This window comes from Protofrankia sp. CiP1_Cm_nod2 (assembly GCF_920664355.1).
In the GTDB taxonomy this organism is placed as follows: Bacteria; Actinomycetota; Actinomycetes; order Frankiales; family Frankiaceae; genus Protofrankia.
In genome coordinates this window covers 1-10394 of sequence record NZ_CAKKTL010000181.1, presented here as the reverse complement: position 1 = coordinate 10394, position 10394 = coordinate 1, and the positions used below count along the sequence as shown (strand labels likewise).

At 72.7% G+C, this 10394-nt stretch carries 9 protein-coding genes and 1 pseudogene; 8 read left to right on the top strand and 2 right to left on the bottom strand.

Translation table 11 applies throughout. The features are described 5' to 3' along the window. Both NBW84_RS17995 and NBW84_RS17990 read left to right on the top strand, forming a co-directional pair. Window positions 1-718 (top strand): phosphotransferase family protein (locus tag NBW84_RS17995; RefSeq protein WP_250285896.1); only part of this gene is annotated, 718 nt, incomplete at its 5' end. Window positions 719-2168: 1450 nt separating this feature from the next. Further along, the gene (locus tag NBW84_RS17990; protein ID WP_250285895.1) at window positions 2169-2468 is read left to right on the top strand and encodes a hypothetical protein; all 300 of its coding nucleotides are present in this window, start codon (window positions 2169-2171) and stop codon (window positions 2466-2468) included. Window positions 2469-2798: 330 nt separating this feature from the next. On the opposite strand, the gene NBW84_RS17985 is transcribed toward NBW84_RS17990, so the two are convergent. After that, a complete protein-coding gene (locus NBW84_RS17985; protein ID WP_250285894.1) occupies window positions 2799-2966 on the bottom strand; it encodes a hypothetical protein in 168 nt (55 codons plus the stop codon). A 682-nt stretch (window positions 2967-3648) separates the two neighbouring features. Between NBW84_RS17985 and NBW84_RS17980 the strand changes: the two genes are divergently transcribed. From NBW84_RS17980 to NBW84_RS17955, 6 genes are all read left to right on the top strand, one after another. After that, window positions 3649-4578 carry a GNAT family N-acetyltransferase gene (locus NBW84_RS17980; RefSeq protein ID WP_250285893.1) on the top strand — a complete coding sequence of 310 codons (930 nt, stop codon included), beginning with the start codon at window positions 3649-3651 and terminating at the stop codon, window positions 4576-4578. Window positions 4579-4738: 160 nt separating this feature from the next. Then, on the top strand, window positions 4739-5773 hold the full coding sequence (gene folP / locus NBW84_RS17975; protein ID WP_250285898.1) for a dihydropteroate synthase: 1035 nt from the start codon (window positions 4739-4741) through the stop codon (window positions 5771-5773). A 176-nt stretch (window positions 5774-5949) separates the two neighbouring features. Further along, window positions 5950-6297 carry a dihydroneopterin aldolase gene (gene folB / locus NBW84_RS17970; RefSeq protein WP_445548195.1) on the top strand — a complete coding sequence of 116 codons (348 nt, stop codon included), beginning with the start codon at window positions 5950-5952 and terminating at the stop codon, window positions 6295-6297. After that, the gene (folK, locus tag NBW84_RS17965) at window positions 6294-6809 is read left to right on the top strand and encodes a 2-amino-4-hydroxy-6-hydroxymethyldihydropteridine diphosphokinase (RefSeq protein ID WP_250285892.1); all 516 of its coding nucleotides are present in this window, start codon (window positions 6294-6296) and stop codon (window positions 6807-6809) included. The genes folB and folK overlap by 4 nt, the downstream gene beginning before the upstream one ends. Then, window positions 6806-7243, top strand: a complete 438-nt coding sequence (locus NBW84_RS17960; protein ID WP_250285891.1) for a DUF3180 domain-containing protein — start codon at window positions 6806-6808, stop codon at window positions 7241-7243. The genes folK and NBW84_RS17960 overlap by 4 nt, the downstream gene beginning before the upstream one ends. Window positions 7244-7910: 667 nt before the next feature. Beyond that, window positions 7911-9680 carry a hypothetical protein gene (locus tag NBW84_RS17955; RefSeq protein ID WP_250285890.1) on the top strand — a complete coding sequence of 590 codons (1770 nt, stop codon included), beginning with the start codon at window positions 7911-7913 and terminating at the stop codon, window positions 9678-9680. Window positions 9681-10037: 357 nt separating this feature from the next. Here the strand turns inward: NBW84_RS17955 and NBW84_RS17950 are convergent. Then, a pseudogene (locus tag NBW84_RS17950) lies at window positions 10038-10394 on the bottom strand (plasmid partitioning protein); the annotation flags it as partial.

The window sequence follows — 10394 nt, the reverse complement described above, 5'->3', positions numbered from 1 at the left end:
GCGTGGCACGGCGATGCTCCCGGTGACCGGGCGGGCCGCGACCGGACGGGCCGCCACCGGGCGTGCGCTGCCGGAGCGTGCGGTGCCGGAGCATGCGGCGAGGAGGGGCCCAGCGGCGGGACGGGCGGCCACGGCCGGCGGCCCGCCGACAGCGGGCGATCTTGCTGTTGCGTTACGTCAGCTGCACACCCTGCCGCTGCCGGACGTTCCCCTGCCCAGTTTCGACCCGCTCGCCGACGTCCGGTCACGTCTCGCCGATGCCGAGGGGCTGCCCGCCGCCGACCTCGCGTTCCTGCGACGACTGGCCGCCCGCTGCGAGGCCGCTCTTGAAAGCGTGGTGTACGCCCTGCCGGCCGGGATCGTCCACGGCGACGCCCATCTGGGAAATCTCGTCAGAGCTCGTGACGGCAAGGTGCTGATATGTGATTTCGACGCCACCTGCCACGGGCCGCCCGAATGGGATCTGATCCCGCTGGCCGTCGGGCGGCTGCGGTTCGGCTACCCGCCGGAGCAGTATGCGGCGCTCGCCGCCGCGTACGGTTTCGACGTCATGCGCTGGCCGGGTTTCGAGGTGTTACGGGCGGTGCGGGAGCTGAAGCTGACGACGAGCGTGGTACCGGTCCTCGCGAGCAGCCCGAGAGTGGCCGCGCAGTTCGCCGTCCGTCTCGCCAGCCTGCGTTACCAGGACGAGACCGTCCGTTGGATGCCCTATTCCTGAGAGCATGACCAGCCCTGAGAAAACGTCAGGATCCTGACTGCCGTCATGGTTCTGGCGAAATATCAGGACACTGGGACCGGTCTGGGAATGCCGTTCTCGCAGGGAACGTCGCCCTGCTGCGAAGACGTCGTCTTCGCAGCGGCATTCGTCCGCTGTCGGCCGCGGCTCCCTCGGGACCGCATCCTCCGGGTTTGCCTCCGGTGCGGGTACGTCGACGAATCCACCGTTCGATGTCGCCATGTTATCGGACGGCTGTTGGTGGGTGTTCCTGGGAAGTGTCGTGATTGTGCCCACCATCCGGCGGCCGGCCCGGGCACAACGCCCTGGTCGGCGGAGCAACGGACGGCTCTGGCCGTCCGTGCGTCCGGCCGTCCGGATTCGTCGCCGCCCGCCGGTTGCCGTCCTGACGGGCCGCCCGCCAGCGCGGGTTGCGGGGCCAGGAGGGCTCTGCGGAGCCAGGCGGCGCCGAGTGGCGCCGGGTGGCGATGTCAGCGGCGGCAAGGGGCGCGTCGCCTCGGCCCCCACGGCCCGAGAGAGCACCGTCGCGCCGGATGGGTGCCCGCCGTTCGCGGGGTGCCCGTGGGGCCTGCCCGGACCGGTTCGTCGACCGCCTCGCCCGGCCCGTGCGCCGTTCCCGCCGCGGCCGTCACATCGTCGTCCGAGGAGGGTCCGTCCGTGGGGGCCTTGCGCGGGGGCCTTGCGCGGGGCCCGTCCGTTGCTCGAGGGGGGCCTTCGCCCGCGGAGATCACGGGATCATGCTGCCCACTGGCGCGGGACGGTGTCCGCGTCATCCGTGGGGTAGTGGTCCGCGATGGGTCGAAATATCCGTGGCCGGCTGCTGCCCGGGCGGTCGCCGGCTGGGCCGGACGGACCCGTCCGGCTGCGTGTGACCGATTGCCGGCGGGGCGGATCAGTGCTGTGGGCGCGCTGCTCCGCCACCGGCTTCCGGATCTGTTGATCCGTCTTCCTGGGCATTTTTTGGTAATGCTTCCGGGACTGGGAAGGAAGGAAATTCGAGAAGCTTTCAGCAGACCATGAAGTATCCGCCGTGACCTGCTTGCGGAAAGTTCGCCAAATGATGGCCGGACACCTGGGTCGGATGGATTCTTATGGTACGGTCGGCACTTGGCGCGCACTGTGGGAGTGACCGGTACCGGTGCCGCGTGGCTGCCTGGCGTGACAGATTCCCGGCCCGCGGTGGCCGCGCGCGGCCGGGTCGCCGCCCGATATTTGCCCGACTTTTGGCGGAGGGCCTCCCGCTTGCGGTGGCGGACGGCCAGGGTCTTTTCCCTGGCTATTTTTCTTCTTTTGATGGTATGCCGCCATTTCGCCCTCGGGAAACCGGCGGAATTACAACCTGCGAAGTTGGCTGTTGGGGTTGACCGGGTGAGTACCCGGTGGGGTAGTGTCACTTCTCGTTCGGTCGGTATACGACGAGAGGAAAAACGTAATGGCACAGCAGCAGCAGCAGGAGCAGATCGAGCAGGAGCTTCGCCAGAACTGGCAGCAGATCCGCTACCGCCTGCTCGACGAATTCGGCCAGGTCGGCACCGCGGACCTGGACGCCGCCCGCGACGTCAACGACCTCGTGCAGCGGATCGCGGACAAGACCCACCACAGCGAGCGCTACGTGGAGACCCGTCTCCAGGAGCTCGTCGGTGCGGGTGCCGGGCAGCGCGGCCAGCAGCAGGGCGGCTTCGGCCAGCAGCAGGGCCAGCAGCAGCAGCAGGGCCAGCGCTTCGGCCGGTAGGAACCGCGTAACACGGTGGTATCCCGGCGGTCGGACACCGCTGTGTGCCGCGGAGCTCCGTGACATGGCTGAGATACGTGTCGCGGAGTTTTCCATGGCACGGGGCGTACGGTGACCGTGTCGTGCTGGTGTCCGGTCGCTGAAAGCAGCTGCTCGGGATCTCCCGGTGGTAGTTGTTCCAACCAGTCAGGTGGTCTCGTCGCCAGGTAACAGGAGGCCACCTGACTGGCTGGACGAAAGCCCGCGTGACCGTGGTTCTTCACGCGTTCGAGGAATCCTGGTCCGCGAGGAATCGGGGGCCGGCGCGGCCCCCGTGCGCGGAGCGGGCGATCAGGGGGTAAGGCTCACCAGGAGCGTCCGGTACTCGAGTAGGGCATCGATCAGCCCCAGAACGACGGCGTTTCGAGGCATCTGACCGAGCTCGGTCAGCATCGAATCCGTCTGTTCCAGGGTCGGCTGAGCGTCGACCGCGGCGACAAGGGTGACCAGTCTGCTCATGAGTAGACCTCCAACGACTCTTGGTCGTGAAGCGATTTCCACTCAGTCAGCGCGCTGTGCGGCGGGATCGCATCACGTGATGCACCTGCCAGAACGGCGTTGCGTGGCGGGTTCACCAACATTTCCGACTCCATGCCCCCTGTGAAGGGCCCCTGCGGAGGAGCCCGGCCCCTTTGTCGGGCAGCGATACGTCCGATCTTACTGTAAGAAACGTAGAACCTCGGTGTTCCCGGCGGGTTGAGCTTCCGTTACGGCGAAGTAACAAAGTCTGCTCTTCCGCCGGCCGTCCCGGTAGGCCGCACGCTGTCACGCTAATGCCGTCACGGCAATGCTGTCACGCTAATGCGTTGAATAGCCGGTCGGGTGACCGGTATGTACCCCGGGCGTGTCGATATCCCGGCGCTGCGTATCCGGCACGGCCGCGCATGGTGATGGCGGGGCCGGACACGCCTGCCGGTTGTCGCCTGCCGGTTGCCATCCGCGGTTGTCGCCGTGGCGGGACGCGCACCGGGCCGGCGCGATCGTCCGGAGCCCGTCCGGAGCCGGGCCGGGGACCGGTTGGAGACCGGGCTGGGGAAGGCCGTCGGAGGCCGGAACCCGGTCCGCTCGCGTGCTTCACCCGGTAGCCTCGGACGGGTGGTCAGTACGGGTTTGTTCCCGGGCGGCAGGTGGCGATCACGGCATGGCTGCTGAACCGGTCGGCGACCCCGGCCAGGGCCCGGCTGTCCCGGACGCGCTGGTGGCGCCCACGGTGGGCGAACCGGTTGACGGTGACCTCAGCCGTGAGCTCGAGGATCTGGCGCATCGCGCGTGGCCGCCCCTGCGCGAGCGGCGGCTGGGTGGCTGGGTGCTGCGGGAGTCGGCCGGCTCCTCCCGGCGCGGTAACTCCGTGTGGGCCCGCGGCGACGTCGGTGACGTCGCCGACGCCCTGAACGCGGTCGGTGATTTTTACGCTACCGCCGGTCTGCCACCGACGCTCCAGATCACACCGGTGTCCCTGCCCTCGGACATCCACGAGGCGCTGGACGCGGCCGGTTTCGACGACACCGGGCCGACCGACGTCTGCGTCGCCGGCCTCGAGGAGATCCGCGAACGGCTGGCCGCCGGGCCCGCCGGGTACGTCCCCCTCGGCGCCGTCGGCTCCCCGTCCACCAGCGCTGACGGGTCCACCAGCGCTGACGGCCACCGGATGATCCTGCTCGACACTGTCGGTGATGTCTGGCTGGACGTCGCCGGCCAGGTGCTGGCGACCTTCGCCGGCCAGCGGGCCGGCACGCTGGGGGTGCTGGCGAACCTCACCGTGCCCGCGGCGTACGTCCTGTGCGTGCTGGACGGCGTGCCGGTGGCCGTGGGCCGCGGCACCGTGGACGGCGACTGGCTGGGGATCTACAGCATGGCGACCGTGCCGGCCGCGCGCGGCCGGGGAGCCGCCCGCGCGGTGCTCGCCGGGCTGGCGGACTGGGCGGCCGAGACGGGCGCGTCCCGTGCCTACCTGCAGGTCGAACAGACGAGTACGGCGGCCCGCCGGCTGTACGCCGCCCTCGGGTTCCGCCCCGTCTACCGCTACTCCTACCGCCGGCTGCACACCACCGCCACCGGCGCCCCCAGGTGAACGACCGGCGTCATCGGCCGTGCGGCATCGTCGGCACGGTCGTCCGGCCGCCGTGCGCGAGGGGCCGGCGGCCCCCCTGTCCCGCGGCCGGCCGTCCGGGGCACCGCCCGCGTCGACCGGTATCCAGCGGACACGGCCTAGCGTAGGGGGCATGACGTCCATGCAGGCCAGCCGTGGTCTTCTGGAGCCGCTGGGCCGTACCCGCGTGATGGGTGTGGTCAATGTGACGCCGGACTCGTTCTCCGACGGGGGTGCCTATCCGACCGCGGTCGACGCGGTCCGGGCCGGTCTGGCGATGGCCGCCGAGGGCGCCGACATCGTCGATGTCGGGGGCGAGTCGACCCGGCCCGGCGCGGGGCGGGTCGATCCGGCCGAGGAGCTGCGCCGGGTGCTGCCGGTGGTGACGGAGCTGGCCGCGGCGGGTGTCGCGGTGAGCGTCGACACGACCCGTCCGGCCGTCGCCGAGGCCGCGCTGGCCGCGGGCGCCGCGGTCATCAACGACGTGTCGGGTGCCGCCGACCGTGACCTGCTGGCGGTGGCCGCCGAGCGGGCGGTGCCCTACGTTCTGATGCACACCAGAGGTGTGAGCGCGGACATGGCCTCCCGCGCGGTCTACGGTGATGTCGTGTCCGAGGTCGTCGCCGAGCTGCGCGAGCGCCTCGACGTCGTGTTCGCCGCCGGGATCGCGCCCGAACGGGTGATCGTCGACCCGGGGATCGGTTTCGCGAAGGAGAGCGGGCACACCTGGGCGTTGTTGGCCCGCCTCGACGCCGTTGCCGCGCTGGGGCATCCGCTGCTGGTCGGCACGTCGCGCAAGTCCTTCCTGGGCAGCCTGCTCGCGGACGCCGACGGGCGTCCCCGCCCGGCCGGGGAGCGCGACGGCGCGACCCAGGCGACGACCGCCCTGCTGGCGGCCGACGGGGTGTGGGCGGTCCGGGTGCACGCGGTGCGGGCCGCGGCCGACGCGGTGCGGGTCGTCCAGGCATGGCGGCAGGCCCGCGAACGGCAGGCCCGGCCGGCTGATGGCGGGCCCGCGCCGGCGGAGCAGACGCCCGCCAGGCCGGATTCCGCCGCGCCGGATCCTGGGACGCCGGATCCTGGAGCGCCGGATTCCGGGGCACTGGATCCTGGCGTCACGGATCCTGGCGCGCCGGCCCGTGGCGCGTTCCGGCTCCCGCCCACGGGTGCGGTATGACCGGCGCGTCACCGGACGCCGACGCGCCGGCGTCCGTGTCCGGCGCCGTGGTGCCCGGCACTTCTCCGTCACCCGGCGTGTCATCCGGCACGTCTTCCAGTGCGTCTCCCACGACGTCCTTCGTCACGACCGCCGCGACCCCCGCCAGGGCGCCTGTCGCGTCCAGCCGGATTGCCGTGACCGGGCTGCGAGTCCGGGGCTATCACGGTGTGTTACCGGCGGAGCGCGAGCTCGGCCAGGAGTTCGTGGTGGACGCCGCGGTGTGGCTGGACACCTGGCCGGCCGCCGCCAGCGACGACGTCACCGCCACCGTCGACTACGGGACGCTCGCCCAGACACTGGCCGGGATCGTCGCCGGGGAGCCCGTCAACCTGATCGAGACGCTCGCCCACCGGCTGGCCGACGCGTGCCTGGCCGACGACCGGGTCCTGCGGGCGGAGGTGACCGTGCACAAGCCGGCCGCGCCGGTCCCGCTGCCGTTCACCGACGTCGCGGTCACCGTCACCCGGGGCCGGTGGGCGTGAGCGGGGCCACGGGCCCGCGGCGGCCGGCACCGGCAGGCCCGGCGCCGGCGGTGCTGGCGCTGGGCTCGAACCTCGGCGACCGCCTTGCCCAGCTGCGTGCCGCCACCCGCCTGCTGGAGCCCGTGGCGGTCTCGCCGGTGTACGAGACCGCGCCCGTCGGCGGGCCCGCGCAGGACGACTACCTCAACGCAGTGCTGCTGGTCCCGGCGGCACCGCCGCGGGACCTGCTCGCCGCGGCCCGGTCGGCCGAGGATGCGGCCCACCGGGCACGGGCCGTCCGCTGGGGCCCCCGCACCCTGGACGTCGACGTGATCGCCTGCGGTGACCTGACCAGCGACGACCCGGACATCCTGATCCCGCATCCGCGCGCCCACCTGCGCGCGTTCGTCTGCGTGCCGTGGCTGGACGTCGACCCGGACGCGGCGCTGCCCGGGCACGGCCGGGTCGAGGAGCTGGTGGCCGCGCTGGACACCTCCGGGGTCCGCCGGACGCCGTGGAGCCTGGCCGGGTGAGGCCGACGCGGGCGCGGGAACTGGTGGCGGCGGCCGTGGTGGTCGGCGTGCTGGCGTACGTGTTGCTGGCCTTCACCTACCGGGATCTGCCACGGTTCCCGCGGACGGCACCGCTGTCGCTGCTGATCGTCGGGCTGGCGGAGGCGCAGACCGCCGCCATCACCCGGCGCCGGTTGCAGGGGCGTCCGGGCACGCGGCCGATCCTGCCGTTGACCGTCGCCCGGCTGGCGGCGCTGGCGAAGGCGAGCAGCCTGACCGGGGCCGCGCTCATGGGAGCCTGGGCGGCGCTGCTCGGTTACACGCTGCCACGCCTGGAGGAGTTCGGTACCGCTGACACCGACGCGGTCACCGCCGGTCTCGGGGTCGCGGCGGCGCTGGTGCTCCTTGTCAGTGCCCTCCTGCTCGAGCGGGTGTGCCGGGTCCCGAAGCCGTGACGTGCCGACTGTATGATCATGTGTAGTCATATCGGCGGTGGTGTCCGTCGCCGGCCGCCGGGAAGATCGGCGCGGGTGCGCCGTCGGGTACGCTCGTCCCGCCGGGAGGCGGGCCCGGCGGCACGCCTGTCTGGATCATGCTCTGGATGGGCGTTCGCGACTGGTGTCCGCCTTGCGTGGCCAGCGCTGCCAGGCGATCGAAAGCCCCGGTTGGCCGCGAAGAACCCAGCTGATCGAGGAGTATGCGGTCGTGGTTTCCGCGGTGCCCACAACCCGGAGTGTCCGCCCGGCGTCTGGACACGATGAGGATCCCGCGATCCGGCGTTTGTCAACTGGGCGCACGCAACGCCAGCGCAACGCCGTGGTACACCGATGGGGGGACACATGACGTGGGCGCGGATCGTGAGGAGGCCGGTCGATGGCGGACGATATGCGACGATCTGACGCATCGAACCCACGTCGAGCCATGATCGCGGACGGTGCGCCAGCGGCGGCGGACCGCCCCGACGCGGGGCCGGTCCCCACCGGCCGTAGTGACTACCCTCCGAGTTCCTACCAGAACCAGGATGCTGAGCGCTACTACAACGCCCGCCAGTATCAGGATTCTGGCTCATATCGAGATCCTGATTCTCGCCAGGGGCCTTTCTCCCCTCAGATCTCCCCTCAGATGCCCGCGGGCCCTCAGCCGGCGGCCGGGGGATATCCCCCGCCGGGGCCGGGAGCGTATCCGGATTCGCGGTCACCCGGCCCGTCCCAGCGGCCAGGCGTACCGCCGCGGGCCGGCTACGTCCGGGACGAACCGGACGCCGGCTACGGGGCCGCGGCGGGCTACCGTGCCGGGTCCGTTCCCGGTGGCTACCCGCCGGCGGGCGGATATCCGCTGCCGGGTGCTCCCCAGGCCGGCGCCCCCGACCCCTACGGGGAGCAGACCAGGCTCGCGCCGGGGGCCAGGCCGTTCGGGCCGCCACCGGTCGACCCCGCCCCACGCGCTGGGGATCCATACCGGGAGGCACCCCGTCCGCAGGCACCCCCCGGCGGTTCCGGCGGCTCCCAGCCGGGGGCGCCCGGCTCGCGGCCGGCAGGCCGTTACCAGCCCGGCGCGCCCTACCCGCCGGATGGTGCCGGGTATCCGGCGAATCAGCCCGGGCCCGGCGCCTACCAGCCGCCGGCGGCCGGTTTCGGGACGGGCTACGCCGCTGGCGGGGAGGCGTCCGCCATCCAGGACGCCGCGGCGGCGGTGGCCACGCCATCCGCACCGCAGCCATCCGCGGCACAGCCGGCCGCGGCGCAGCCGGCCCGGTACCCGCCGGATCCGCTGCCGCTCGACGAGCCGGCGCCCGGCGCCATGACGGTCTTCACGGATCTGCGGTCCAGGAAGGGCAGCGACCGTCCCGGACGCCCGGACGGTGTCCCCCCGCCCCGGACCAGGCAGGCCGGCGCCGACACGTCGGCATCGACCTCCCGCCGGCCCAGGCCGGACCGCGCCGACCGCGCCGACCGTCGAGCGGGCCCGTCGGCCGCCGAGCAGAGCACCACTGGCGAGCAGGCCGTTACGCTCCGAGCCGAGTCGGGCCGGCGCCGGGACGACCGGGACGACCGGGACGACCGGGACGACCGGGACGACCGGGACCGGAGCGACTCCCGGCCACCAGGCCGGTCCGCGAGCCGATCCGCGAGCCGGTCCGCGAGCCGGTCCGCGAGCCGATCCGCGGACGGGTCCACGGCGGACGCGGGAACGCGCCGCGGTCGTTCCCGCGATGCCGGCGGGCTCCCCTGGCTGCTGCGCCGACTGGTGTACGCGGTGGTGATCCTCGGTGTCGCCTTCGCCGTCGGGGGCGGGGCCGGGTTCGTGTGGCAGAAGATCGGCGCTCGTGGGGACGGTGCCGCCGCCGTCACGGCCCGGCCGTCCGGGGCGCCTGACGACCAGGCCGGCGCCACCGCGGGGCCCGGGGCGCCCGCGAGCCAGCCGCCGGCCACGGCGGCCGTCCCGCCGGACTGGGCCGCCGTCACCGACGCGCAGCAGAAGGCGACGTTCTCCCACCCGGCGGCCTGGCAGCAGCGCCGGGACAACACCGCGGTCTTCTTCGTCGAGCCGCCGGTGGGGAACGCGCGGTCCGGCGGCCCGCAGATGGTCGGTGTCGCCCGGGTCGCCGGGACGGACCAGGCGGCCGCGCTCACCGCCGTCCAGGGCTCGGAGTTCGCCATCCAGCCCGGCGTGACCAGGGAGACCACCCGGACGGTGGCGGATCCCGGCGGCGGGCAGGCCCAGGAGTGGGTTGGCTCGTACCTGCGCGAGGGGCAGCGGGTCACCTATGTGATGCGGGCGGTGCCGGCCGGGGAAGCGGTCTACGTCCTGATCGCCCGCTCGTCGTCGCAGTCGGCGGCGACCGCGGCCACGCTGCTCGAGAGCCTGCGCGCCTCCTTCCGCCCGGCATGACCCGGCTGCCCGGGACGGCCGTCCGGAACGCCCGAGCGCACCGGGCAGGCCGCGGAGCGCTCTCGAGTACGGTCACCGCTGGTAACGCTTTGGTTTTGTTGAACGCGGGGGCCGGAAACAAGCGGCTGTAACAGCAGCTGTTTTGTTCCTCATTGCGGTGAGCTGGTGCTTCCTGAACCGGGCAGCGTTACCCGATCGACGCTTCGGCTGCCGCCGCGCACACCGTCCCCGCATGACGGAGGGGCCTGTCGTGATACGAGAACCCACTGTCATTGTGTATCCGTTGTTAATTTCTGCTGTTGGGGAATTATTTCTCTGTTGTTTCCGCGGGCGACGACCGGTGGCCGTCGGGCCGGCCTACAGGTCGGGCCCGGCGGCGGACGAGTGCATCGGGGCGAGCAGCCGCCAGATCACCTCGGCGGTGTCGAAGTGTTTCGGGCCGGTGGCGGGTGGCCAGCCGTGGGCGAGGCCGGGGAGCAGGAACTCCACGATCCGGCTGCCGGACGAGCACACCGTCTCCTGCCTGATCGCCGTGTACCCGTCGCGGGCGGCTGTCGCGGCACCGGCCCCGGAAGCGTTCGTCCCAGTGCCGTCTTCAGCGCCCGCTGGTGGGGCGAGGGCCGCGACGGCCTGGCCGGCCGGCGCCTGCTGTGCGCCCCCGCCGGCGCCGGCCGGGCCGGCGGCCCTGTCCTGCGCGAGGCCGACCAGCTGGCC

Excerpts from the sequence above, each read along its gene's own strand:
- folP (WP_250285898.1), top strand. The coding sequence starts at position 4,739 with ATGCAGGCCAGCCGTGGTCTTCTGGAGCCGCTGGGCCGTACCCGCGTG.
- NBW84_RS17990 (WP_250285895.1), top strand. The coding sequence starts at position 2,169 with ATGGCACAGCAGCAGCAGCAGGAGCAGATCGAGCAGGAGCTTCGCCAG.
- NBW84_RS17985 (WP_250285894.1), bottom strand. The coding sequence starts at position 2,966 with ATGAGCAGACTGGTCACCCTTGTCGCCGCGGTCGACGCTCAGCCGACC.
- NBW84_RS17955 (WP_250285890.1), top strand. The coding sequence starts at position 7,911 with ATGCCCGCGGGCCCTCAGCCGGCGGCCGGGGGATATCCCCCGCCGGGG.
- NBW84_RS17980 (WP_250285893.1), top strand. The coding sequence starts at position 3,649 with ATGGCTGCTGAACCGGTCGGCGACCCCGGCCAGGGCCCGGCTGTCCCG.